The sequence below is a fragment of the Paenibacillus sp. FSL M8-0212 genome (genome assembly GCF_038004645.1).
GTDB lineage: Bacteria > Bacillota > Bacilli > Paenibacillales > Paenibacillaceae > Paenibacillus.
Genome location: NZ_JBBORP010000001.1, coordinates 2,545,228 through 2,571,954, shown reverse-complemented (window position 1 = coordinate 2,571,954; position 26,727 = coordinate 2,545,228). Strand labels below are relative to the sequence as shown.

Here is a 26,727-nt window from a genome sequence, read left to right as displayed (position 1 = left end):
GCCAGAGCACTTAAAGGCCAAAATGAAGCATTTAGGTCAAATACCGCACCAAGAAAAAAAGATGGCACCAACATTCCAATTAATTCTTGGACTTTAAACACACTAATTGAAGTCGCAGTTGAATTAGGATGGCTAAAAGTAGATCGCGGAATATTGTACATCCTTGGGCACACGTATCTACCAAAGCCAATTTCGATGAAGCAACATGTACGACTTGTTGGCATGTACTAAATGCTTCTGTAGATGACCTACTGTCATCCATGATTCAGTGAAATATTTTATTAAGGAGACCCTCGTATTGAAAAAGGGTCTTCAAAAATCTAATTAAAAGTTTGTTCACCGCTTATTTCATGCCAAAGAACTGAGCATCTCCTCCTACCCATGAAAGACCCTACCCTACTATTTATCTAAACAACTCCCCGCTCAAACTCCGCAAACTCCACTCTGTTCCGCCCATTCTGCTTCGCCTGATACAGCGCCTTATCCACTGCAGCGAACAGTTGCGTCAAATACCCCTCCGGATTGTCCGGTACATGCACAACTTCAAAGTCCTCAAAGGACAGAATTCCAATACTAATCGTAATGGACACCTGCATAATCTCGTGATCCACCATAATGTGGTTAGACTCCACAGCTGTTCTCACGCGCTCCGCGATTTGGTTCGCCAGCTCATGCTCCGTATGCGGAAGATAGATCATGAACTCCTCCCCGCCATAACGCGTCAGGATATCGGTACTGCGAATGGATTGTTTGACGGCCTCCGCCGTGCGAACGAGCACTTCATCCCCGATGACATGTCCATAGCGATCATTGATCGCTTTGAAGTAGTCGATATCGAGCAGCAGGAGCGAAAATGGTGTTTTGTATTGAATATTGGTAATGACCTCGTGATTCAGATGCTGGGTCAGATAACGACGGTTGTAACAGTTGGTTAAACTGTCCGTCAGGGCGAGTTCCTCCAGTTTGCGATTGGCCTCGGATAACTCCTGACGGATCAAGTCTAGCGCCTGATTTCGCTCCTGTAGCGTTACGTTTTGGCGATTCATCTCTTTCACATAGAAGCGCTCCTGCGAGACATCCTGGAACGTAAGGATATGACCGATCGGCACAAGAGCCGAATCCACAATCGGAGACGATTGCAGGATAAAGTGCCGGATGTTGTTGTCCCGCTCCACGATCACTTCAATGTGAGAGAGGGTATTTTCTTTTTTCTTATAATGATTCACGAACTCCCGACAGCTGCCCACAACATGAACAGACTCCAGAAAGGATTCCATATCAAAAGAATCCCCCACATGCAGATCCATAAAGGATCGTGAGGCTTTGTTCGCTTCAACAATGACTTCATTCTCATCCAGTACCAGGATGCCATATGGAATAGTATTGATCACGTCCTCATGCGCGATGGAGACCAGATCGAACACATTGTATCTTTTGATCACATAGACAAAGAACAGGTCCGACAGAAAGATCCCCAGCGAAGTCATGCCAGGAATGATCGGCAACCAGCGGGCTAGAACGACATTTAGGATCGCATCGATCGTTGCAAAAACAGCCAAGACAAAGATACCCCACAGGGTGATTCTCACCTGTTTTTTGATCATGGCAGACGTCTGCGATGAATACACCGCCCGGAACAGGACGACGAGGGACGCCAAGAAATAGCTCACCAGAATAACCATCACAACCCAGAACCAAGGCCCGTAAGCCCGCTCGATGTACCCACCCTCCAGTGGGATGACGAATTCATTCCATGGATTTGCGACCACACCTATAGCCCCGATCACCGCAGGGACAAATAGCAAGAAGGTTCCTTTTGTACTCAGACGCTCTGAATAACCGGTAATAAAGATCGTCAGTAGAAGCCACCCGCTCCCAAGCAAGGAGACCGCAACGAAAGATAAAGTAACGTAGAACAATTGCAGACCGGAATCATCCGTGAGTGTACTCGCAAATTGGCAGAAAGGCCAGAGCATCATCAACCCGTGGAATAAAAAATACACTTTATGTAAGTTCGTAATTCTAACCGTAGCAAACACATATACACCTACACCGAACAATAGGACAAATAAAAAGAGATCATACCATACTAATGGGTTCACGAATCTTCTCCTTCTTAGATGCTACAATGACAACGTGGTTGTTCATGATTCTAAGTGATACGTATATAAAACTTCAATAAACACCTATACAATACTGCTACGCCAAACTTATTGGTTAATTTAACCATATCTTATCACACCACCATAAGGGTGAGTAGCCCATACACTGGAAGTCCGACCAACCTCTGATCGAAATGCTGATCTATTTCTGATGATTTATAAATGCTTTTGAAGGTTTGGAGTGCAAACAGGAGAGTACATCATCTGCTCGGGAGGTATTAGACATCATCAAGTGATCGATATTGAGCCATCCGGCTACCGGACGGCCCTTGTATCATTCGGTTACTACATTTAGAGGGAGATTGTCCGTGAATAGGTCGGGGTTATCCTTCAGCATTTCCGTAATTACCTCTGCTGTCTTAGCCGCATCACACACTCTAACAACCGCATCCCCGAGTTGTCCTTTACGCATCGCACCTTCGCGAACCAGTACCTCGTCTACTTTCCAGAAATGCTCCGACCATGGCAACCCACAATGTCTGCGGGACGGTACTGAAATCTGGCTTCCATCCGGTAAAACCGTATACAGCATCTCATGCTCGTCCGTCATTCTGCCAGGGATGTCCACCCACTCTTCGACCCCATGGATAAATGTATTCCGCTTCAAATCAACGCCTACTAACAAAATCGTCGCTTTCCGATCAAGCAGTTTCCCCCATGCCGAACCTCTCGCACATGGTGTATCGAAGAGATGATCGTCCTTCGTAAATGCCTCTGCATCCCTTCCGAGTGCTGCTACCGAGTGCGTTGGGTGCCAGGAACGAACTACGCCCGGACGTTTACGGAATAGTTCAGGAAGAATACCCACACAACAGGAAGAAGTTTCCACGTGGAACACTGGGTTATCCGCATTAATGGTAGACCACGTATGCGTGGGAAGCACTAACAACCCCTCTTTCATATACTCGCTAAAGGCATCCAACACCGTGTCTGCTCCACCTTCAACCTCGCCTATACTTTTCATTGAAGAGTGAATGAGCACTGTCCCTTGCCCATCCAAACCGAGCTGTTCTAGTTGCTGTATCAAGCTTTCTTTTGTATACATGTCCTTCCTCCTTCATTTCTTATCCTTTTCGATGAAAAAGCAAATCCTTGCTCAGCTTCACATCATGCTTCTCAGCATAACAAACAAAGGGCCGAGGGTTAACCCCCGGCCACAGAGAAAAAAATTGTATGAGTTCAGGCAGTAGCTGCCACTCAACTTTTACTTAATAATAACGTACTCCAGATTCACCAGCTTCGCATACGTCACGATCTGGTCTGTAGTCAGGTTCAAGGATACAACCGTATGGTGACCACCACCATTTTCGATCCATGCTTTTACCCCGTCCTGGAAGTTTGGCTTCACGCTCCACAGAACACGTGCTACCGGCAGGTTAGGCGCTGGAACAGTTGGCTCAAATGCGGATACTTCGTTGATCAACAGTTTGTAATGTGTACCGAAGTCTGCCATGGATACCACGACACCTTCACCTGCTTTACCATCGAATACGAGACGTGCCGGATCTTCACGATCGCCAATACCCAGTGGAGACACGATGATTCTTGGTTTTGTGCTGGCAAGTGTCGGATCTACTTCAAGCATGTGAGATTGCAGGATCGCTTCCTGTCCAGCAGCCATCTCGTATGTGTAATCTTCCATGAAACCTGTATTCTCGTTATGGGCCATGATTTTCAACAAGCGATCCAGCGCAGCCGTTTTCCAGTCACCTTCACCGGCAAATCCGTACCCTTGTGCCATCAGGCGTTGTACAGCCAGACCCGGAAGTTGTTTCATACCATGCAGATCTTCGAAGTTTGTAGTGAAGGCACTGTAACCACCTTCGTCCAGGAAACGTTTAATGGCAATTTCATAACTCGCTTGCACACGTACACTGGCTTCCCAAGCTTCCTTGCTGTTCGTGCCGTAATCGAACTCGTAGAGGTCTCCATACTGAGCAATCAAATCATCGATTTCCTGCTCTGTTACAGCGTTCACGTATTGAACGAGGTCGCCAATGCCGAAGTAATCAACCGTCCATCCGAATTGGATCTGTGCTTCCACTTTATCACCTTCGGTTACGCCCACGTTGCGCATGTTATCACCGAAGCGAGCTACTTTGATGTTAAAGCTTTCATTATAAGCTACCGCTACGTCCATCCAGTCTGCAACCTGCTGTTGCACTTCTGGGCGCTCCCAGTAGCCAACAACGATTTTATTTTGTTTTCTCAGACGGGCATTAATGAAGCCATATTCGCGGTCACCATGTGCCGCTTGGTTCAGGTTCATGAAGTCCATATCGATGGTTGCCCAAGGAATGCTTTCGTTGAATTGGGTTGCCAAGTGCAGCAAAGGTTTTTGCAGCAATTTTGTACCACGAATCCACATTTTCGCCGGGGAGAATGTATGCATCCATGTGATGACACCTGCTACTTCATCGCGATAGTTGACTTCCTTCATCGTACTCGTGATTTTATCTGCGCTTACCGCCAGATCCTGCAATACGAGCGGGTACGGCAGTACGCCGCTGGCATTAAGGGCATCCGTGATTTTCTGTGCGTTGGCTTTTACTTCGCCCAGGGCTTCTTCTCCGTACAAGTGCTGTGAACCGACGACAAACCAGAATTCTTTTGCTGCTGACATATAATCATCCTCATTTCATTATTTTATAGTTGAACATTTGGGTTTACACTAGAACACTGCGATTGCAGTACCATCTTCCGATCGCTGGTTATCCCCGGATTTCTTTGATCAATTTTAATAAGGATGATATCCGGTTATAAAGGCGAGCGCTTCGCTTCTACAGATTGGTACTGCACTCTCCGTTATCGTGTAAAAAGTATAGTTGAACAAATCATTCCCACACTAAACCACTTGGAAGCCAGAACATGCTTCCAGTCACTGTTATAACCTAATTACTTCTGTCCGTAATATGCGTCTTTTCCGTGTTTTCGCAGATAGTGTTTATCCAAAATGCCTTGTGGCAGTTCTTTCGCGAAGTTATTTAACTGCCGCGCGTACAGGTTCATTTTGCACACTTCCTCCAGCACGACACTGTTCACCACCGCAGACTTGGCATCTTTCCCCCACGTAAACGGTGCGTGACCATGGAGCAACACTGCCGGAACCGCCATAACATCAATCCCACGCTGTTCAAACGTTTCAATAATGACGCGTCCTGTCTCCGCTTCGTATCCGCGATCAACCTCGTCCTGGTTCAGGAAACGTGCGCAAGGCACCGCCCCATAGAACGTGTCCGCATGTGTTGTTCCCATAACGGGTACGTCCAGTCCGGCTTGCGCCCAGATGGTCGCCCATGTTGAGTGTGTGTGCACAATACCGCCAATCTCCGAGTAATGCTTATATAGTACGGCATGTGTTGCGGTGTCCGAGGAAGGTCTCATTTCTCCCTCCACGACGTTACCGTCCAGATCAACCACAACCATGTCGCTTGCTTTCATCACATCGTAGCTGACGCCACTTGGTTTGATGACGAACAGACCGCTTTCCCGATCGATTGCACTGACGTTACCCCATGTGAATTTTACAAGTCCATGCTTTGGCAGTTCCAGATTCGCTTGGAATACCTCTTCTTTCAGTTGTTCTAACATGTTATTCCCTCCCGTTCTCTACCAGATGATCTACGGCTGATTGCTCAATCGCAAGTCCATTCCGGTAGCGTTCGATAAATGCTTCAAACCCTTTCACATCCGATGCATCCGGTGCCACTTCAACTCCCTCAACATCGTTAAAGACCTTCTGCTCCAGGAACACATCCAGACTCTCCTCTTGATCCTTGTTGATCATGTACGAAGCCAGAAGTGCCATGCCCCATGCGCCGCCTTCACCAGCGGTAGACATCACCGACACCGGCACGTTCATCGCAGCTGCTACAATCCGTTGTCCAACGACAGGGGTCTTGAACAGGCCGCCGTGAGCCAAAATACTGTCAATGGCTACATTCTCTTCCTCCGTCAAAATGTCCATGCCCAGCTTGAGTGCGCCGAAGGCACTGAACAGATGTGTCCGCATGAAGTTTGCCAGATTAAAGTTGCTTTCCGGGGAGCGGACGAACAATGGACGGCCTTTCTCAAGTCCCGTAATGTTCTCACCTGAGTAGTATCCATAGCTGAGCAAGCCACCACCATCAGGGTCTGCCTCCAAAGCTTTGTTAAACAACACGCTAAACAACTTGCCGTTATCCACTTCATATCCCATCGCTTGAGAGAATTCGCGGAACAATCCAACCCATGCGTTGATATCACTGGAACAGTTGTTGGCATGCACCATCCCTACTGGGCTACCATCTGGCGTGGTGACCATATCAATCTCGGGATACACTTTGGATAATTCCTTCTCCAGTACAATCATCGCAAATACGGATGTGCCCACGGAGATGTTCCCCGTACGTTTTCGCACGCTATTCGTTGCCACCATACCTGTTCCGGCATCGCCTTCTGGCGGACAGAGCGGAATGCCTGCTTGCAGATCTTGCGAAGGGTCGAGCAACTTGGCTCCCGCTTCCGTCAATACACCTGCATTCTCACCAGCGAGATATACCTTGGGCAGAAGGTCCTCAACTTTCCACGGATAACCTTTGCCTGCGATCTGTTCGTCGAACTGTTGGATCATGGATGGGTGATAGTTATGTGTAGACTCGTCAATTGGGAAAATGCCTGATGCATCGCCGATCCCAATCGCCTTATTGCCCGTCAGCAACCAGTGGATGTATCCAGCCAAAGTTGTCAGGTGATCGATCTGTGGCACATGTGCCTCTTCGTTCAAAATGGCTTGGTACAAGTGGGCGATGCTCCAGCGTTCCGGAATATTGAATTGCAGAAGTTCCGTTAGCTCCCTTGCGGCTGCTCCCGTCGTAGCATTACGCCAGGTTCGGAAAGGTACCAGCATTTCACCTGCGCTATCCAATGCGATATATCCGTGCATCATGGCCGAGAATCCGATAGAACCGACCGTTCGCAGCGTAATTCCGTATTTCTGTTCCACATCTTGCTTCATCTCACGATAAGCCGTTTGCAGGCCTGTGATGATATCCTCCTGGTTGTACGTCCAATATCCATCTTTCAGGAGGTTCTCCCATTCATAACTGCCTGATGCGATGGTCTGAAAACGTTCGTCAATCAACACCGCCTTAATCCGCGTTGATCCAAATTCAATACCGAGCGAAGTAGCGCCCTTGGTAATGGCTTCTTTCAAGTCCAGTTGACTCATAATCACGTGTATCCCCTCTCCGGTCGCGATTTCACATCCCAAAGGATGCATATATAAGGTGAAGCTCTTACTTATGACAGTAGCTAATAATGAATTTTGTATAGATGCGTTCCGTTGTGTTTTCAAAGAATGCGCTTTCCTTTTCTGACAGCCTTAGTATATTTTTTGTACGTACATTTGTCAATAATATATAATAGTTATACTTACAAAGGACACATAATGTACTCTATTTGACCATTAAAAGGTCTTATATGGCTATAAAATGGCTATGCTGTAAGGTACACCTCCATCCATAAAGGCTGGATATGTACGGTTTATTTCGAAAAATGTTCGGTTTTATTTTCATCCCATCTGAATCATGCTAGAATATGTACGTACAACTATTTGAACAACAACATTAATATAGATGAGTAACGATGAAAGAAGTGGACTACGTGAAGCCAAAATACCAGGTCATCATTGATGATATTAAGAGTCATATCCTTTCGGGGACATATAGCATAGGCGAACAGATCCCAACCGAGTTGGCATTACAGGAAAGCTACACCGTAAGTCGCCAGACGGTGCGGAAGGCTATTTTGGAGTTATCTAATGAAGGATTTTTACGAAGCGAAAAAGGGTCAGGGACCTACGTTAGCAATCAGTATCGATCACGATCAGGCGGCAATACGTCGAAGAAAACGATCGGTGTGATCACGACATACATCTCGGATTACATCTTTCCGTCCATTATCCGCGGTATTGAGAGTCGTCTGAATGAGGACAACTACTCGTTACTGCTGGCTAGTACTAATAATGATGTGGCTCAGGAGAAAAAAGCCCTCGAAATGATGCTCTCCTACGGCGTGGATGGCCTAATCGTCGAACCGACCAAAAGTAATCTGTATAATCCCAATATTGCATACTACCTGTCGTTCAAGGAGCAGGATGTACCTTTTACGATGATTAATGCGTTTTATGAGGAGCTGGAGGTTCCGTTCTTCTGCCTGGATGATGTGCAATCCAGCTATCTTGCCACTCGGGAATTGATTGCCAAAGGCCATACCCAGATCGGAATTATTGCCAAAATGGATGATCTACAAGGCAAGTACCGGATGAAAGGGTACATCAAGGCGCTGGGTGAAGCGAAGTTACGGTTCCATCCTGAGCAAGTGCTTTCCTTTGATACCGCATCGAAACCAGAGTTATCCTCTAATGTAGCAACGTATCTGGACGAAAACAGGGATTCGCTCACCGCAATCGTCTGTTATAACGACGAGGTAGGACTGGAGGTCGTGCACGCCTGCAGGCAACTGGGCATCTCGATCCCGGATGAGTTATCCATCATTGGACAGGACAATTCCTACATCGCCAAGAACGCCAACATCCGGCTGACAACGCTAACCCACCCCCAAGAACAAATGGGCCGCGATGCTGCCGACTGGGTGATTAAAAATCTGCAAGGCAAAAAGGATCTGCCAACCAACACCTACTATCAGCCGGTACTGGTTGAGGGAGAGACGGTGAAGGAGATCGAAGTGGAATAATATTGTTGTGGGACGGGTGGTAAGTTGTTACCGAGCGTTCAGTCCAACATACTTAAAGAAGGCTGCGAGAATATCTGCGGCCTTCTTTCTTTTTGTTTAATATAATGAGGGATTAACTTCTTCTTACATATACGTATACATCTTCTCTAATCGAAACTACTTCGACTGATCTGCTTCTTCGCTTACCAGACTTACAACGACGCCTTTCTTCTCCAACTTTTTCACAACCTGCTCTGCACGCTCATTCAACGGATTATTAGCCAAATATACCTCTGTTAGATGTGGGATGGTTTCAAGCACTGCAATATCCTCAATGAGGTTATCTTCTACATAGAGGTACTCCAAGGTTGGATGGTTCTTTAAAGGTGTCAGATCTTGAATTTTATTATCATTCATAATAACCCATTCCAACTTTAACTTCTGAAGAGGACTTAGATCAGTCACCTGATTACCGCTGGCGAGTAGACTGGTTAGCTTACGCATATTTTTTAATGGAGCCAGGCTTTTGATTTTGTTATCGTCCATAACCAGATTTTGCAGATTAGTCAGACCTATAAGTGGCGAGATATCTGCAATCTGATTGCCTTCAACAGCTAAGAACGTCAATTTCTTTAACTTGTTAAGTGGTTTAATATTTTTTATATTTTGGCCAGGCAAGAATAAATCCGTCATATTAACAGCATGTTCAAGACCTTGTAAATTGGAAATCTTACTTTTTGTTTCCATAGCATATATGGATTTTAATTTTTTCAAATCGGCAACCTTTATTTCCTTCTTAGCCGACATCTTCAAATCTGTCCGAATAACTTTGGCCAAGACCGGGTCTTTGATAAGCGATGCAGCCGAGATAATAGTGGTCGGTAATAGTACAAAAACCAAACATAAAACGATCATACTTTTGATGAATTGATTATGCATGTAGAATCTCCTTACATTATTTAATACTAGAAATATACCATGATCTGGAATGAGATACATTGATATTATCTTCATCCTAATTTAATAGAACCTCTCCTGCTCTCATCCTATATCTGTTCCGTTAAGAACGGATAGTGGATTACGCTACCAAGGAATGTAACCCTAATATAATATGGGTGTTTACAATTTTTTATTGACACTGCCTTTAATAAAAATATATATTTATTGATGTTGATAATCATTATCATATGTATAAAACGTTTTATATCTCTATTTTTATGCATCTCAAAGGATGTAACTGATCAATCAGGATGTTAAGCACTACCAAATACATTTTAGATTCAGGAAGGGGAAACAAATGAATACAAAGAGAAAGTTTCCATTAACGGCGTTACTGATTTCACTGGTCTTTATCCTGGCATTGGTAGGTTGTGGCAACCAAACAGCTGAGCCAGCAGCAACTCCTGCTGCAAGTGATTCGGCAGCTCCAGCTACAGAAACACCAGCCGCTACAGATGAGAATACCGAATATCCAATTACAATCAAGCATGCACTGGGCGAAACGGTTATTGAGAAAATGCCTGAGCGTGTAGCTACAGTACAATGGGCCAACCAAGATGTCGTTCTCGCACTTGGACAAGTTCCTGTAGGATTCTCGGCAGCTAACTTTGGTGTTCAGGATGATAGCGGACTGCTGCCTTGGACAGCTAAGAAACTCGATGAACTCGGTGTAACCGACCCGAACGTTTTCCAAGATACAGACGGACTTGATTTTGAAGCCATTTCAGATTCCAATCCGGATGTTATTCTTGCAGCATACTCCGGTATCACTCAGGAAGACTACGATCTTCTTAGTGAAATTGCTCCGGTTGTAGCTTACCCAACGGCTCCATGGGCAACAACATGGCGCGAGCAGGTTACTTTTAATGCAAAGGGTATGGGTATGGAAGCAGAAGGCGAGCAACTGATCAAAGATACGGAGGCCATGGTTAACGAGAAATTAACCGCATATCCTCAGATCAAAGACAAAAAAGTGGTTTGGGTTAACTTCTCCGCTGAAGACATGTCCAAACTTCATATCTATACACCTGTAGACTCTCGTGTATCTTTCCTGGGTGAGCTAGGTTTGGTTGTCCCAGATAGTATCACTAGCCAAATTACAGACCCTAATAGCTACTCCCTGAGCTTAAGTGCTGAGAATGCTGAAGCACTTAATGATGCGGATATCCTCGTTGGATACGGAGATGCTGAGTTGCTGAAAGCTATTCAGGCTGATCCGCTGCTGGGTAAAATCCCTGCGGTTAAACGTGGTTCTGTAGCGTTCATTGAAGCAGATACACCATTGGTTGCTGCTGGAACGCCAAACCCACTTTCCATCTCTTATACTATTGATGATTACCTGAAATTAATTAGTGGAGCCATCGATAAAATCAATGAATAGTACATCGCTTTCGAACGATAATCGAATACGAGCACATGTCCCCAAGAACTTCATCTTGGTGTTAGTCATTTGTTTTATCCTGCTCGGTGCAACTCTGATTGCCTCACTGGTCTTTGGCTCTAGACCCGTGAGGTTTCATGAGTTAATCGACGGATTATTTCACCCGGAAGTAGACTCTTATGGGGCAAACATCGTGCGCAAACGAATCTCCCGAACAGTCTTCAGCTTGTTATGCGGGGTAGCACTCGGCGTATCAGGAGCACTTATGCAAGCCGTTACCCGGAATCCACTTGCCGACCCTAGTATATTGGGCGTCAACACAGGGGCATCCCTGTTTGTAGTGATCGGTATTGCCTTCCTGAACATCAGCAGCGCCAATCAATATATCTGGCTGGCACTGGCCGGAGCTGCAATAACGGCTGTGTTTGTATTCGGAATCGGCTCAATGGGGCGTGGCGGAGCCACGCCCATTAAGCTTGTTTTGGCCGGAGCGGCCATTAGCGCCGCGCTCTCCTCACTCGTCACCGCCATTATGATCCCTCGTTCGTATGTCATGGACCAGTTCAGGTTCTGGCAAGTGGGCAGCGTAGGATCGGCAACTTGGAGTGGAATCAGTACGTTTATCCCATTCCTGGTCATCGGCGTACTCATTGCGTTTCTTACGGCTCCGGCACTGAATGCCCTGGCCCTGGGTGACGATGTTGCAACAGGACTCGGTGTTCGCACAGGAACACTTCGATTCATTGCGGCTCTTGCAGGGGTTCTATTGTGTGGTGCAGCGACTGCACTAGCTGGACCGATTGGTTTCATTGGATTGTTATCCACTCACGTTATACGCCTTATACTGGGTCCTGACTTACGTTTTGTCATACTCATGTCAGCCATAGCTGGAGCGATCATTCTAACGATATCCGATGTCGGTGGCAGACTCATCAGCAATCCTGGAGAGCTTGAAGTCGGAGTTGTTACCGCATTTATAGGTGCTCCAATATTAATCATCCTCGCGATGCGATCGAAAGTGCGTTCACTATGAGAGATCAAGCGATTGAATTTATTATGGCGGGCAGACGTCATCGACGTCGCCGCTGGATACTTGTCACCAGTCTCCTTGCCATACTTACATGTGCTCTTTGCTGCGCCATGCTTTTACTTGGCAATACAATCTATCCGGTTAAAGATGTCATCAGCTCCCTTTCGGGAGAGAAGATCAAAGGTGTTTCTTTTGCTGTAAATACGATACGTCTACCGAGAATGCTCACAGGTCTCTTTGCCGGATTTGCCTTCGGTATTGCAGGTTATACCTTCCAGACCATGTTGCGGAATCCACTGGCGAATCCTAACGTCATCGGGATCACGTCAGGTTCAAGCGCTGCCGCTGTGTTCTGTATCGTTGTACTTCATGCAAGCGGAGCCATTGTTTCCCTGGCTTCAGTGATTGCAGGTCTGGCTACAGTGTTGTTCATATATGTGCTCTCCAGAGGAAAAGTGTTCTCCATCGGAAGGTTAATACTTATCGGGATTGGTATTCAAGCCATGCTTGATGCGGTCATCTCCTATCTCTTACTGGTTAGTTCTGAAAAGGATATTCCTGCTGCAATCCGATGGCTCACAGGCAGTCTGAATGGTTCTCAGATGAGTGAACTGCCACCTCTCGTGATTACCGTGCTAGTCTGCTCACCCATCATCATGATGCTGGGCAAACACCTCAGTATATTGGAACTCGGAGAACAATCGGCCTTTTCACTGGGTGTAGACACGGACAAGACCAGAATTGCGCTTATTGTGAGTGCGGTCTGCATGGTTGCCATTGCTACGGCGACTACAGGCCCGATTGCCTTTGTCTCCTTCCTTGCGGGACCTATTGCGAAGAGACTCGTAGGTGTAGGCTCTTCGAACATTATCCCGGCAGGTCTGGTTGGCGTTAATCTGGTTCTAGCCTCAGATCTCATCGGACAGTTTGCTTTTGAGTACAGATTCCCCGTAGGCGTCATTACCGGATTACTCGGAGCACCGTATCTGATCTTCCTGTTAATCCGAATGAATCGTAAGGGGGAGTTATAATGAAACCGACACATGTATTTGAAGCAAAACAACTCGTTGCGGGATATGACAACAAAACCATTATCCACGGAGTGGACATCGTTATACCAAGCAACCAAATAAGCGTCATTATTGGCTCCAACGGTTGCGGTAAGTCTACCCTTTTGAAAACGATGGCCAGGCTCATTAAGCCTACATCCGGCAGTATTACGCTGGACGGCAAAGCCATCAGCAAGATCCCGCCTAAACAATTGGCTCGTGTGATCGGGTTACTTCCACAGTCTCCCATTGTTCCGGAAGGTATTTCGGTAGCCGATCTGGTTGGCCGTGGAAGGTTTCCACACCAATCCTTATTCAGTGGATGGACGAAGAAGGATTATGAGGCTGTTGCTGAAGCCATGACCATCATGAACATCACTGAGTTTGCCAATCATAATATTGATGAGCTTTCAGGCGGTCAACGTCAGCGTGTGTGGATTGCCATGGCGCTAGCGCAACAGACGGATATCCTCTTTCTCGATGAGCCGACGACCTTCTTGGACATCACGTATCAAGTCGAGATTCTCGACCTGCTCACCGAGCTGAACCGCAAGCATGGAACGACTATTGTGATGGTACTGCACGATATTAACTTGTCGGCGCGGTATGCAGATCATATCTTTGCGCTTCATACCGGAAAACTTGTGGCTGAGGGTAAGCCCGCAGAGGTGATAACCGCCCCACAGATCAAAGACATTTTCGGATTGGAATGCACGGTTATTGAAGACCCCGTTTCGGGATCACCGATGGTGGTGCCCAAAGGTCGATATCATGCGAGATAGACAAATAGCGGCAGTTGCGACAAAGATCCCTTTGTCCTAACTGTCGCTTTTTTATTTTGGTCCACCACCTCTTCCTCAGTCATGCCGCTTCCTGATCCGTTAATCTCATCTCTATCCCATTGCTTCACTCTCTTGGCGGTTATGGGCTCTGATCAAACATCCACTCTATATGGAGATTACACCAAAAAGCCATACGGATGATGGTCCGTACGGCTCATTTAGCAGTTTTATTTATGCACAACACATGCGTGAATGATCAATGACGCTGGGAAGGTTACTTCCAAAGCTCTTCAGCAATTTCCTTAATGAAGGCAAGCTTGCGCCATTGTTGTTCCTCGGTCAGATGGTTGCCTTCTTCCGTGGAAGCGAAGCCGCATTGTGGGCTCAGGCAGATTCGATCCAGATCAACATATTGTGTAGCTTCCTCAATCCGTTTCAGGATATCTTCCTTGTTCTCCAACTCTCCGAATTTGGAAGAGAAGAGGCCAAGTACAACCTGCTGATTGTCCTTCAGGAAACGAAGTGGCTTGAAGTCACCAGCCCGTTCCGTATCAAACTCCAGATAGAATCCAGAGTAGTTATCGATGCTCAATAGTGTCTGCGCAATCGGCTCATAACCGCCACCAACTCCTGCAAATGTCGAAACATAATTACCGCGGCAGACATGAGTGGTTACCACGAGGTCCTCTGGCAGGCCAGATACCACTTCTTCGTTCAGTTTTGCAAGTTCGTTTGCATACTCTTCCACATTGACACCAATCTGCTCCATCACTGTAATGAATTGTTGGTCACACAGTGCACCCCACGTGCAATCATCAATTTGGATGCTGCGGCAGCCGGCTTCATAAAAGGCCAAGATGGATGCTTTGTACGCCCCGGCAATGTCCGAGAGAAGCTCTTGGCGGTTCGGATAGATGGCCTGTGTGCTTTCCTTATTATCTGCCCGGTCCAATTCGAATAGGAACTGTGCTGCTGCTGGAATGGATTGACGGGCAACAACGTCTTCCCCAGCCGCTTCTTTCAAGAAGGCATAGTGAGCTACAAATGGATGACTGCTATAGCTGATTTTGCCGCTCAGACGAGCTGTTTCCGGTCTGGATGTCGCACCGTTGAATCGGTAGCCTTCCTCAATGATTGTCCGCTCTACACCATCCAGTCCCCAGAAGAAGTCCAGATGCCACCAAGAGCGGCGGAATTCGCCGTCCGTTACAGCCTGAAGTCCAACCTCTTTTTGTTTCTGTACAAGTTTCACAATCTCGGCATTCTCCACTTCATTCAACTGTTCCGTGGTAATTTCGCCGTTCTGGTATTTTAATCGGGCATCTTTCAACGCACTCGGGCGCAGAAAACTGCCCACAATATCATATCGAAATGGAGTGACTGTTCGTTGTTTAGGTTCTGTTTGTACGCTCATAGTTTAATCTCCCCGTTTATCATTATAGAATTAAATATAACATATCCGATCGGAATAACTGTTCTACGAAAGAGCTATAGCCCGCTATAGTTATTAGCTATAACGGGCTATATTTAAGCGGACTCTATATACAATCATGCATTCCATCTTACCTGACCGGATGTCCGGAACAGGGTTTCAACATCTATGATCTCAAGTCAACGTAAGAACGATCTGATCCCCGGAACGGGTGATTTTGTAGATACCCTCCTGCATGTCGATGCCATAATGCTTTTTCAGCAACCACTTGGCGTTGAGATCGGTCTCGACGACCACTAGATAATCGTAGCCGCTCAGAAGGTTGTCCATATTGTCCTCATAGAACAACACGATTCCGTCCACATGAGGAGCATACAAGAAATACTTCCCTACATATTGCATGTAATAGTTCGTGACCTGCTGGTCCCTATCTGAGGCGTAGAAGAGATATCTATTATTATCCTCCTGCCCACCTGGGTACCACCGATCACCAGTTACCGCATGAATCTTGTAAGGGAGCGTTGTATCATAACTTTGGGCGATAGACACGATACCGTTGTATTCGGACAAAAGGATGGTGGCGGCAACAGCCATACAGCCGATAATGCCTTTCTGATAATGACCTTTCGTTTCGACCGTCTTAAAGGATTGATAATCAGGCACTTCACCGATCCGATAATGGAATGAACGCTCCAGGTCGATCGCAGCGCACAACACCAGCCCACCGGCGAACAGCACCACGATACTCGATGCATAACGCTCAAAGCCCGCTAGGACAATGGCTTCATCCAGTGGCATGGAGAAGAGATACAGCGCCAGAATACCTGCATAATACAGTAACAGTACAACGTCCAAAGCAATTAATGCTTTCCATAAGTTCCACTTCTTCTTGAGCACAACGATGGCAAATACAGTTGCTGCAATTGCGATAAGCTGGAAAATAACAATGCCGATCACTGGCCGTGTCGTCAGATCCGTACTGGCCTTCAGGAAAGTCCACAGAATCTCCTGCATCTGCTCCGGCGTTTTGCCGGCCTGAATCCCCGAAGTAGCCACATCGAACTTGTTATCGATCCCTTGGAACACCGTTGCCATTCGCCAGCTCCAGCCGAAGTAGGGAATCAGCGTACCGCAGATCGTACCCACTACAGCGAGTGCTGTTTTCCAATCGAACTTTTGCTTATGTTTTAGCCATGTATACACTAAGAAAATCAGACCGATCGCAGCGAAAATAATACCCGTGCTTTTGATGATGGTCAGTAATCCCGCAAGCGGAAGAACAACAATACATGCCTTTTTGATCTCATTCCGATATTGGTAGATCACCGCCAGGATCGCGAGCGCGTAGATTGGAAGCAAGAAATCCACGAGCAGATTGGTGATCCGAATCGTAAGATTGAAAAAAGAAAGTGTAGATAACCCGAGTCCGAGAAAAGCATACAGAAGGAAGCGTTTCTTCTCCGAAACAATGCCAAACATGGCATAAAAACAGGAAAAGATAAGCAACCCTTGTGCCAAAAGCATTACGGACTGGGAATGCCCCATGAAGCGACAGACATAATAAATAAATGACGAAGTCCCCAGCGGATAGTTTTTAAAATCAATCAGGTTGGAGTCTGGCGTTGGAAAGGCATCTGTACTCAGCATCTGCTTCAGTACGATAGCCCAGTGGGAGAAATTATCGTAATGTGTTAACTGGTTCTGAAAGAGCAACAGCAAGAACACAAAAGTCCCTGCCAGGAATGAAAATTGAAATATGGAAAAGGACATCCGTAATGAGGCCCCTCGGCGCAGCCTGAGAAACAACATTCCCCCATACAAAAGCAAACCTGCAATCAGGATGACAAGGCTACCCGTAAAGAGCTGCCCTGCCAAACCACTCAGAAATACAAAGCAGGCAATCGAGGAAAACACGAATACAGGGATGAATTCCCAACGCAGTGAAAGTGCCTTCCGTACAACCTGCATATACCCAAGAAAGGAGAGTATCAATAAAACTCCCATCACAAAATGAAGCACAATGAGCATCTTTATCTCTCCTAACCCTCTCTGGTGGCACGATCGGAATGTGGCTGAATCAGATCCGTCAGCAATTGGTCGATCAAGCCCTTCTCCACAATATCATCGATATTCTCCACCGAGAAAAGCACTTCGCGCTCACGGGCTGTCGTTTTTCCCGTATGTTGCAAAATGACTTCAATATTACTCTTCGTATAAAAAGTAACAACCACCCCTGCCACAATATCACCATGGAAACCCGTCGCGGAGAAGAAACGATAATTGAAGCTGCGCAGCGTACAGCTAGCATCATTGGTGAAATGAACTGGAAGCTGAAGGGAAAGCCGCGGCATTTTTCGCTGATCCGATCTGGGTTGAACAATCCGTTTTTTCACATTGCGAAGCATATCGTCATAAGCCGTATCCCACAGATTCATCTGCTCTGGCAATGAGTGTTTACGGTCGTAGATGATTTGCATGTATTGGCGGTTATCATTCTCATCGACCGGCTGAACTGTTGCGGAGTAACGCCAGCCCTCTCCATCCTGTTTCACATAAACGATGACTGCATCGAGGTTCGCCTCATATCGCTCGGTTTTGACGACCAGAGAGATGATCTTCTGCTCAGCCAAATAAATGGGATAAGGGACATAAAAGGCAATCCCTTGTTCGGATACATCCACCGTTTTCGCCTGATATCGCAGATTGTTGGCTTGGTCATGAATCGTGACATCTTCCTGCGCCCGAATCCGTTCTGTCTCCCGATACGCACGGCGGCCAATCATGAAGAACAGGGCGTAACATAATGCGATCATGTTATGAATCAGCCAGAAAATAATGATACTGCTGAAGAACAGCGCAATGCCGTACTTGCCATTGACATACCGAATCACGGCTGCAATGGAAAGCAACAACAAGAAGATATGCGGAAGGGCATATATTAGAGCAGACATCCATTGTCGACCGCTTGCTCTGCTTTTGTTGGTAACCTTGAATTTTTTCTCACGAATACCCAGCGTCTCCAGGAGAACAGGCCAGATCAGATAAGGCATAAATATGGTATCGATAACCTGACTCCATCGCTGATTCCGAATATTACTGGACAGATATCGCATGGATACACTGTAGAAGAAATAAGAAGGAAGCCAGAATATTAAGATCTGCCAGAAGGTTGTGTTCACAATCTGGAAGTCGAATAACGCAAATAAAATAGGTGCCAAAATGAAAATCAACCGGTTAAAGAAAGACCACCAGTATAAGAAACTGCTTAAGTAGGTCACTCTCGTCCAGAAAGGAAGCTTCCCAGATAAGGGTGCACGCGTATTCTGCAGGCTCTGAATAATTCCCCTTGCCCAGCGAATCCGTTGCTTAATCATGCTCTTCACTGTTGTTGTTGTCTGCCCGGCAGCTTGAACCTCTTGAGTGGCATAGGTAATGTAACCTTCCTGCTGCAAGCGGATGCTTGTCTCAAAATCCTCGGTGATCGTATTGAGTGGAAAACCTCCGATGTCTTCCATGCCTTGGCGGGAAATAATCGTATTACTTCCTGTATAGGCTACCGCATTGGAAGCATTACGCAGGATGTTCACTTCTCTGGAGAAGAAATCCTGTTCATTCGGAATGCCTTGCTCTGCATACAGGTTAAACTGGAATAGATCCGGATTGTAGAAGCTCTGCGGGGTCTGTACCAGCCCAAGCTTGAACTTAGGGTCCATCTCGTCCTGCCTACGAGGACGCCATTCCTCATTCTCCTTAATAAACGTGGAGAGCATGAAATAGGGGACCGTTTTCATCAAAAAGGTGTGCTGTGGAATCATATCTGCATCAAATGTTGCAATGAGCGGAGAAGAGCTTTTGCTCAGTGCATTGTTCAGATTACCAGACTTGGCATCCTTGTTTTCGGGGAACCCCAGATATCCCACGCCAAACTGTCTGGCAAGCTCCTCTACCTCTGGTCTTGCTCCATCGTCACAGAGATAGATATGAACCTTCTGCTTGTCCGGGTAATCCATGAACGTACAGGCATTAACGGTTTTATATAACAGATCAACAGGCTCATTATGCGTAGCAATAAATACATCCACATCCGGATAGTACTCCGGCGGAACGATTGGAAAGTCGAGCTGTGTACGTTCTTTTTGCATCTTTTGAAAGAATAATTCAAAGGTTGTCAGTACGGTGACCGTTTCAGCCACAATCAACAGCATCCCAAAAATGACGTTCAATACGCCTTCACCCCATGGCAACGTAAAGAACGTACGCCATACCAAATAAATCGACATCAGGATCATCGTGATGACAAAAAAGATATTCTGCCTTTTTTCGTTTTGCACTACAGCTGCTTCCTCCTTGCTGCAAATACCCATCTTCGCTGCAATTGGAAACTGAGCAGGAACAGCAAGGCATCACAGACGAATTTCGCCAATTTCTCATCTACGAAGAGAACGGTATGGAATATATATACACCGGTACTGGAAAGCAAGATCACCACTCCGCATAACGTCAGATAGCGCCATAGACTTCCCTGGCTATCCTCTTTGCGAAATACAAAGTGTCTGTTCAGTACATAGTTGACCACAATGGAAATCACTCTCGCAATCACAGTTGCAAGCAGAATTCTTAGATAGTGTTGCTCACCCAACATGGGCCGCAACGCGTCGATCAAAAACCAGGCAATACCCAAATCAACAACAGAACTGGCCACCGATGATGAAATGAACCGCAGAAAATTGGAGAACAACACACCCATTACTCGGGTACTATCCTGGATTGCTTTAAAATGAGTGCCCGCATTGCCATTTTCATAAATGACTTGGATTGGCATGGTATGAATCGGTATGCCAGACTGAATGCACGAGATGAGCATCTGAAGCTCATATTCAAACCGAATACCGCGTACATCCTGCATAAACGCAAGTAACCCGGGACCGAATGCACGAAGCCCAGTCTGGGTATCTGACAGCTTTTTACCATACAGCATGGCAAAAATAAAGGAGGTCATCCGATTGCCTAACAGGGACTTTGGCGGTATGTTCCCCTCACTGAAGTTCCTTACCCCGAGCACCAACGAATCTGGATGAAGCCTTGCTTCTTGGGCTATACGGTAGACATCCTCAGCCGCGTGCTGTCCGTCTGAATCAGCAGTTACAACGAAGGAAGATGCATCGAATTGCTGAGCAATATACTGAAATCCGGTCTTGAGTGCTGCACCCTTCCCCTGATTTTCCGCATGTGTTAGCAGAGCACAACCATTCTCACGAAGCTCCTCAAAAATCGACTGGTAGGCCTCACCCGATCCGTCGTCCACAATAACAATATTGGTCAAGCCATACTCTCGCAATTGCCGTACATAGGTTGGAAGTCTCTCATCCGGTTCAAGTGATGGAATGAGGATGATCGCTTCGCCGTTTTGTTTACCTATAATCATCCTGATAAGCCTCAATTCGACATATTTCAACATTTTTTTGAATATTGTGAGTATAACATCGAAAAGACATACAGTAAACGAATAATCTGTATATATATTGGTAAGAAAGTCGCACTTTTTTTATAAGCTATTTCATAGGTAAAAAGTACTATAAGAGGGTTAGTCTAGTACTCCTCAAACCATTTCACATTTGGCTCTTGTTTCAGTACATGTACCAGCATGGCATGCCGTTATCCACGGTGGTGATAGAAGTGAGCCTGCTTATCCAGAAGCCACTCAAAGCATGAATGAACGCCTTCCCAGATTGCAGTCATTTTTCGCAAAAGTTCATCTTCTGTCTCCATCGACCGATTGGACATGCATCGACTTACAAATCTGGACGAATGGCCACTTATGCGGATCACGAATTTGAATTAGAATTACCGTAGACGATTGAAAAAGGCTGTGATTCCAATGTTATTCGAAAGAGACAAATGGTTGCAGTATGGCATTCTGCGCGATGAGCCCTCTCTCGCTGAACGTTTGCCAGAAACACAGTTGCTTGAGAAGGATACGTTAACGAAGATGCTTCTTCAGTATCCCAGCGTTGTACTGAAACCTCGTAATGGCAGTTACGGAAGGGGTATCCTGTTCATTAAACGAAGCGGTGCAAAGGCTTATCGTATTCAAAATGAAAATAACACAGTCACCATGAGAGACAACGAGCAGTTACTGGAATGGTTCGAACAAACAATCAAAAGTGATGAATATATTGTCCAAAAGCGTCTGCAGCTTGCTCAAATTAAACACAGGCCTTTCGACATTCGGATCATGGTTCAGCGCAAAAAGGGTTCCTCGTCCACTTGGAACGTGACCGGTTCCTATGCTAAAGTCGCAGCACAAGGATACCAAGTCACCAATGTGAATAACCGCCCCATTCCCGTTTTTAAAGCACTGAGACTAGCTCGAATTGGAGATCGGCGCTTACTTGTCAGAGCGGAACAAGTTGCACGATTAGCTGCCAAACGATTGGGGGAGCATTACCCTATGCTTAGACAAGTTGGGTTCGATATAGCCATCGACAAGAAACGGCGAATTTGGATTATCGAAGGCAATTATCAACCAGCCTTACGGCCTTTCCGACTTTTGAAAGATTCCTCGATGCACCGCAGAATATTATGGTACAAAGAACATTAAAGCAAAAGAAGACGACCAGCCTTTTACTCATGGCCAGTCGTCTCATCCTGTTTAATACCTGTTCTTGATATTAACCCTCTTCGGTTATTTCCGGCATTTTCTAGTCGCACTTGTAACACGTGTCACTCGGAACTGATTTACCCCTACCTGTATAATGGCGAACTGGCTGTACGAAGTACCAGAAGAGGTATACGGTTCAGCCTCAATATTTCCACTCGGTGTTCTAACTGTCGCAGTGATTCTAGTTACCAGGCACACACCACGGCCGGAAGATCTCCAAGTCTCATCACGCTGAACACTATATCTATCGTTGCTACAAAAGATGGATGCATACTCCACTACTCCACTCGCATTAAACGAAGTCGAGTTATAGATCTGAACAGGGTCATAACCACTAGGTGCTCCAGGTCTTCTATTTCCCATTCTCAAAACCTCCTTTTTATTGATAATCTATTAGATGCAATTAAATAGTTTTGGTGAGGTATAAATGTGGACAAGGCAGAAAAAGTGTGTTTGTCCGAGGGGCGCAGACACAAAAAAGAACCACCCTTTCATGTGCAAAGGTGGTTCGAGAATTATAGTCCTATTATCATAATCATCTTATTCTGCCGCCTCCGCCAACCATGCTTGCATAGCCGGAGATTCTGCCCGATTCAAACGTAAAGCAATTTCGGTATTGCTCTTATCCGGCGGCATGACTTCAACAAGGACACATACCGATTCTCGCAGTTGATTTAAGGCAAATATGCCTTCATCATCGAGCATTTTCATCGCCAGCTCCATAGCGCTCAACCTCACATCCAACTCCCGATTCCAATCATCATACTCCAGATCCGCAATGAAAGGACGCTCGTTATATCGTTGTTTGACATCGTCAAAGTGATCATCCTGAAAACAACAATAGGGCGAATCCGCATACGACCATTTGATGAGATCCGCAATCGTGGAGACCGGCGTATCACTCTCCTCTGCTTGCCTAGCCGACTCCAACGCCAAAGCTTCCCACGACCAGGCAGAGATGCTTGGCGCATGTCCTTCGCCAGTAGTGTATAACGTACAATAATAGTAACGTTCACCATTTTCAAAAAGAGTGCAAAAAGACGTTCTGGCGGCAGCAGCGATCTCTATAGCCAGTGTCTCTATTTCTTGCATTGGCTTCATGATTGGAGTTCCCCTTTCCATTCGTTGATCATTTGCCCCTTCGATATGAATTGGCTATTTGGACTAGATACCAGACACCCGCACCCACAAGGATAGCAAACACCAGATTGATGCAGCCGAACACGATGAGTGACTTTGCTTGGCCTGGACCGATCCGGAAAGCGGTAGCGAGCTGGAAGACAGCCGGTAGCAAAAATGCCAGCCAGGAGATGGTTATAAGCTTTTCTGTTCTGAAACTCCACCATACTGCTGAACATGAGGCAACTAGCAGTACCCAGGTACAGATAAGCTTTAGGGCGAACATCATTTCGTCCCCCTCCTATTTGCCATGAATCACAAGTCCATATTTACTGAATATCCACGATTGGCTCAAGTCGTGCATTGCATCATGGCTTATACGCACAGAGGGCTTTTGCTCCTTCATCGCATCTGCATCATGGGCTGAGAAGCGAAGGGGTTTGGTCATTTTTTTGATCGAGTCTCTTATTTCATCGAAAAGCGCATAGGTTAGCGGCTTATGGTCCCGGATATCCTCATATATATAGTACTTTCCTTTTTCATCTTCCAAATTAACTTGAAAACCTTTCGGAAATGAAAGCAAGATACACGGCAGTTCATCCTCTGCCCATTGTCCGTGATATGGAAAAGAAACCCCTTCATTTCTCACAAAAAATCCTGAACTTTCTTGATCCGATGCAATAGAAATAGAGTAAACAAAGAAGGGATGGATGTCATCTCTCTTTTCTCCTGCCACAAAATACTGATAGAACGTCTGATACTCCTCGTACACCTGATTATAATCATGCTCTGTTCGGGCAGCATTGGTACGATAGAATTGCGCTTGCCGATGCTCCAAAAGCTGCAAAAGGCTTTTAAACTCTTCAGGAGTGATGAAGAATCTCAGTTTATAGAATCCGCTATTCTTTAATTTGTCCATTTTTTTTCGCTCACCGCCCTGTTTAGAAATGTTATGCCATTGACCTTAGCAGTTCAGGTTTACCCACCGCTCTTCCTCATCTATATCTCTATCTCTATCTCTATATTGAGCGTTAATTCATCCGTATCTGTTCTTATATATCAACTTATATGTATCTTATTTCCATTATAGTGATTACCTTTCCTGAGTCTACCTACTTTACACCTGAATTTTGCGAATGAACTTTGAAAGGGTAGCGAAATATCAGGATCATTGCGCCTGTACGCGAGCAAAAGACATACGTAAGGTGAATTTTAGATTACCCGCTTTGTGAGGATGGGGGCACGCCAACATATCGTGATCAGCACAAATTAGCCGTACGGATGATCACCCGTACGGCTAATTTTGACTTATTCAGCTCTGCGAATTTGGAATTGTTAAGGTTTAACTACAGAGAGAAGAGACTCATTTCCCTCAGAGATCACCGTCACATCTGGAGCAAAGGTTGCATCACTTACATGTAGCGTTTCTCCAAGTTCCATAGTACTAATGTCAAATTCAATCGACGTTGGCAAGTGTCTCGGCAATGCCTCCACTTCAATAGAAGCTAATTGAACTTGCACGACACCGCCCTGTTTTGTGCCAATCGGTGTGCCGTTGAACTTGACAGGAATTTTAGTGCGCATGATCTCATTGGTCTGCACCTGTTGAAAATCCACATGAATCAAATCTCGTGTAACCGAATCACGTTGAAGGTCTTCCAATAATACGGTCAATGGGCCTTTCTCTTCAAACTGCAATTCGATAAAACCAGACGCTCCTTGCTTCAACCACTTTTGAAATTCTATTGTTGGAATATGAATCATCTCATTCTCCGTATTTCTGCCAAAAACAATACCTGGCAAACGCCCGGATTTACGTAGATCCTTAAGTCGAGAAGAATTTAATGGAATGCGGGTCTCCGCCTGAAAACTAGTAGTCATGCTATGTTCGCTCCTCTTTATTAAATGATATTTTCACATTTTTAATACTCATCCAACCATCCCCTGTTGGGGCTAAAGAGAGAAACATAGCATCACCACCTCCATATACGATCCAATTGATTTTAAAATACATTTAATGTAAGCTCCCATAATATACATGAAGGCACTCTACTCCGAAGAGTAGAATGCCTATGGGATGCCTCCACCCTATCATAGAAACATCCTTTTGTCGATATAACCCCATAATATGATCAAAAGTGTCTCCATCCTGTCCGCATCGTTATCAGCATAGAGACCACCCAACGTGGAGTGGCCTTCATGTCCTCATCTCTAATTTATATATCGTTAATACTCGTTGGATTCGTCAGAATTTATCGATCTTGTACCAGAATATCGGGAGTGGAAACCACCCAACGGGCGCAGCAACTGCCATATAACGGCCATGTTGTGTAAGTAGAAGCGCCTGAGCCTGCTGCTTATCAAGGACAACGGCATCGGTCTTAGCAGATCGCTCGACAGTCACACCACTCGCATCCACTCGCGCAGTAATCGGCTGACCGTCCATAACTGCTGAGAATTCTCCCTCCACTATCCCTGTGGTTTTGAATTTGAGTGTCAGATATGCCTCCAATACATTGGCAAAGTCCAGAATATGATACATATCCGATGTCTCAATAACATAGTCTTCCGCAATGTTGCCAAGTGTCGTATTCAGCGGAATGTCATATTCCGGCGTAAATATAGATATACGATCCGATCTGCTATGTACCATATAAGCCTTAATCGTCCGCGAAATATCTGCCTCATTTTCCAACGCAAATTCAGATATTTCATCGCCTGTTTCATTTACAATTAGATACCCGATCAGTTTACCTCGATCCAGAACGCCCAGCGCCTTTTGATGGAGGCTGCCGAAAATAAGCGGCAATTGCTGCACTGTACGTTCAACATAAGCAAGCCGCGAGGTGTTGATGCTAAGTGCAAAGGACTCTGCTCCTTCAATCTCGAAGAACGGCCCGAAGGATATTCCTGTGTCGTTCACATGTTTTAAGCCATGGCGCACATTGGCCTCTCCCACAATATACTTGAGCTTTACACCACCAAGCGTGAAGCCAAAATACTCATATCTCTGCCGCTGACCATATAATACAACCATATCACACGTATTGCGCAGTTCCTCAAGCCACATGTCCATGAGCACCTTCATATGTCCTTCGCCACGCGCCCGTGGATGGACCGATACAGTACCCAAATAGCCGGTTCGCAGGGTATAGCCACATACCGTCAGAGGCTCTGGAAAAACAGCTACCTGCGCGCGCAGCCTACCTTCCTCATCTACAGCAACCTTATGCATGGCAGAAGAATCTACGTTCTTCCCATACCCTTTGGGTATCAGGGTTTCAAAATCCAAGTGAAAAGCATAGTTGGCTAAATCGATACATTCTTCACGCTCATCTGGAGTTGCCATTCTGTATTCAGTCATTTGCCCTATCCTTTCAACATCAATATTGATAAAC

At 45.9% G+C, this 26,727-nt stretch carries 21 protein-coding genes; 6 read left to right on the top strand and 15 right to left on the bottom strand.

The window, feature by feature from the left end; all coding sequences use genetic code 11:
* Positions 1–407: 407 nt before the first annotated feature.
* The 5 genes from MKX68_RS11475 to MKX68_RS11455 form a co-directional block, all read right to left on the bottom strand.
* Positions 408–2,102 (bottom strand): histidine kinase N-terminal 7TM domain-containing diguanylate cyclase, encoded by a 1,695-nt coding sequence (locus tag MKX68_RS11475; RefSeq protein ID WP_340911581.1) that lies wholly within the window; start codon positions 2,100–2,102, stop codon positions 408–410.
* A 334-nt stretch (positions 2,103–2,436) separates the two neighbouring features.
* The gene (locus tag MKX68_RS11470; RefSeq protein ID WP_340911578.1) at positions 2,437–3,207 is read right to left on the bottom strand and encodes an AAC(3) family N-acetyltransferase; all 771 of its coding nucleotides are present in this window, start codon (positions 3,205–3,207) and stop codon (positions 2,437–2,439) included.
* 159 nt (positions 3,208–3,366) lie between these two features.
* The gene (araA, locus tag MKX68_RS11465) at positions 3,367–4,785 is read right to left on the bottom strand and encodes an L-arabinose isomerase (RefSeq protein ID WP_017691494.1); all 1,419 of its coding nucleotides are present in this window, start codon (positions 4,783–4,785) and stop codon (positions 3,367–3,369) included.
* A 272-nt stretch (positions 4,786–5,057) separates the two neighbouring features.
* Positions 5,058–5,753 carry an L-ribulose-5-phosphate 4-epimerase gene (locus MKX68_RS11460; RefSeq protein ID WP_047840995.1) on the bottom strand — a complete coding sequence of 232 codons (696 nt, stop codon included), beginning with the start codon at positions 5,751–5,753 and terminating at the stop codon, positions 5,058–5,060.
* Position 5,754: 1 nt separating this feature from the next.
* Positions 5,755–7,371 (bottom strand): xylulokinase, encoded by a 1,617-nt coding sequence (locus MKX68_RS11455; RefSeq protein WP_340911572.1) that lies wholly within the window; start codon positions 7,369–7,371, stop codon positions 5,755–5,757.
* Positions 7,372–7,805: 434 nt separating this feature from the next.
* Between MKX68_RS11455 and MKX68_RS11450 the strand changes: the two genes are divergently transcribed.
* Positions 7,806–8,897: a GntR family transcriptional regulator gene (locus MKX68_RS11450; RefSeq protein ID WP_340911569.1), complete on the top strand. Its 1,092-nt coding sequence runs from the start codon at positions 7,806–7,808 to the stop codon at positions 8,895–8,897.
* A gap of 156 nt (positions 8,898–9,053) precedes the next feature.
* Here MKX68_RS11450 and MKX68_RS11445 read toward each other — a convergent pair whose 3' ends face one another.
* Positions 9,054–9,815 (bottom strand): leucine-rich repeat domain-containing protein, encoded by a 762-nt coding sequence (locus tag MKX68_RS11445; RefSeq protein ID WP_340911566.1) that lies wholly within the window; start codon positions 9,813–9,815, stop codon positions 9,054–9,056.
* Positions 9,816–10,173: 358 nt separating this feature from the next.
* On the opposite strand from MKX68_RS11445, the gene MKX68_RS11440 reads away from it, so the two are divergent.
* From MKX68_RS11440 to MKX68_RS11425, 4 genes are read left to right on the top strand one after another with little or no spacing between them, the layout of a single operon-like run.
* The gene (locus MKX68_RS11440) at positions 10,174–11,256 is read left to right on the top strand and encodes an iron-siderophore ABC transporter substrate-binding protein (RefSeq protein WP_340911563.1); all 1,083 of its coding nucleotides are present in this window, start codon (positions 10,174–10,176) and stop codon (positions 11,254–11,256) included.
* Entirely contained in the window at positions 11,249–12,289 is a 1,041-nt protein-coding gene (locus MKX68_RS11435) for a FecCD family ABC transporter permease (RefSeq protein WP_340911561.1), read from the top strand. The genes MKX68_RS11440 and MKX68_RS11435 overlap by 8 nt, the downstream gene beginning before the upstream one ends.
* A complete protein-coding gene (locus tag MKX68_RS11430) occupies positions 12,286–13,317 on the top strand; it encodes a FecCD family ABC transporter permease (RefSeq protein ID WP_340911559.1) in 1,032 nt (343 codons plus the stop codon). Before MKX68_RS11435 ends, MKX68_RS11430 begins: the two co-directional genes overlap by 4 nt.
* Positions 13,317–14,117, top strand: a complete 801-nt coding sequence (locus tag MKX68_RS11425) for an ABC transporter ATP-binding protein (RefSeq protein ID WP_340911555.1) — start codon at positions 13,317–13,319, stop codon at positions 14,115–14,117. The genes MKX68_RS11430 and MKX68_RS11425 overlap by 1 nt, the downstream gene beginning before the upstream one ends.
* Before the next feature lie 274 nt (positions 14,118–14,391).
* Here MKX68_RS11425 and MKX68_RS11420 read toward each other — a convergent pair whose 3' ends face one another.
* The 4 genes from MKX68_RS11420 to MKX68_RS11405 form a co-directional block, all read right to left on the bottom strand.
* Complete coding sequence (locus MKX68_RS11420) at positions 14,392–15,531, bottom strand: 5-methyltetrahydropteroyltriglutamate--homocysteine S-methyltransferase (RefSeq protein ID WP_237178379.1); 1,140 nt, start codon at positions 15,529–15,531, stop codon at positions 14,392–14,394.
* 192 nt (positions 15,532–15,723) lie between these two features.
* Positions 15,724–17,577 carry a hypothetical protein gene (locus MKX68_RS11415; RefSeq protein WP_340911550.1) on the bottom strand — a complete coding sequence of 618 codons (1,854 nt, stop codon included), beginning with the start codon at positions 17,575–17,577 and terminating at the stop codon, positions 15,724–15,726.
* A gap of 11 nt (positions 17,578–17,588) precedes the next feature.
* Positions 17,589–19,880 carry a glycosyltransferase family 2 protein gene (locus tag MKX68_RS11410; protein WP_340911548.1) on the bottom strand — a complete coding sequence of 764 codons (2,292 nt, stop codon included), beginning with the start codon at positions 19,878–19,880 and terminating at the stop codon, positions 17,589–17,591.
* Entirely contained in the window at positions 19,880–20,974 is a 1,095-nt protein-coding gene (locus tag MKX68_RS11405; RefSeq protein ID WP_338589564.1) for a bifunctional glycosyltransferase family 2/GtrA family protein, read from the bottom strand. Before MKX68_RS11405 ends, MKX68_RS11410 begins: the two co-directional genes overlap by 1 nt.
* Before the next feature lie 453 nt (positions 20,975–21,427).
* Between MKX68_RS11405 and MKX68_RS11400 the strand changes: the two genes are divergently transcribed.
* Positions 21,428–22,150 (top strand): YheC/YheD family protein, encoded by a 723-nt coding sequence (locus tag MKX68_RS11400; RefSeq protein WP_340911544.1) that lies wholly within the window; start codon positions 21,428–21,430, stop codon positions 22,148–22,150.
* Between the two features lie 84 nt (positions 22,151–22,234).
* Here MKX68_RS11400 and MKX68_RS11395 read toward each other — a convergent pair whose 3' ends face one another.
* The 5 genes from MKX68_RS11395 to MKX68_RS11375 form a co-directional block, all read right to left on the bottom strand.
* Complete coding sequence (locus MKX68_RS11395) at positions 22,235–22,573, bottom strand: hypothetical protein (RefSeq protein ID WP_340911541.1); 339 nt, start codon at positions 22,571–22,573, stop codon at positions 22,235–22,237.
* 177 nt (positions 22,574–22,750) lie between these two features.
* Positions 22,751–23,311 (bottom strand): DUF4303 domain-containing protein, encoded by a 561-nt coding sequence (locus MKX68_RS11390; protein WP_340911538.1) that lies wholly within the window; start codon positions 23,309–23,311, stop codon positions 22,751–22,753.
* 319 nt (positions 23,312–23,630) lie between these two features.
* Positions 23,631–24,248 carry a hypothetical protein gene (locus tag MKX68_RS11385; RefSeq protein ID WP_074092861.1) on the bottom strand — a complete coding sequence of 206 codons (618 nt, stop codon included), beginning with the start codon at positions 24,246–24,248 and terminating at the stop codon, positions 23,631–23,633.
* 416 nt (positions 24,249–24,664) lie between these two features.
* The gene (locus MKX68_RS11380) at positions 24,665–25,210 is read right to left on the bottom strand and encodes a 50S ribosomal protein L25 (protein WP_074092862.1); all 546 of its coding nucleotides are present in this window, start codon (positions 25,208–25,210) and stop codon (positions 24,665–24,667) included.
* A 364-nt stretch (positions 25,211–25,574) separates the two neighbouring features.
* Positions 25,575–26,693 carry a GNAT family N-acetyltransferase gene (locus tag MKX68_RS11375; RefSeq protein ID WP_340911534.1) on the bottom strand — a complete coding sequence of 373 codons (1,119 nt, stop codon included), beginning with the start codon at positions 26,691–26,693 and terminating at the stop codon, positions 25,575–25,577.
* Positions 26,694–26,727 lie beyond the last annotated feature (34 nt).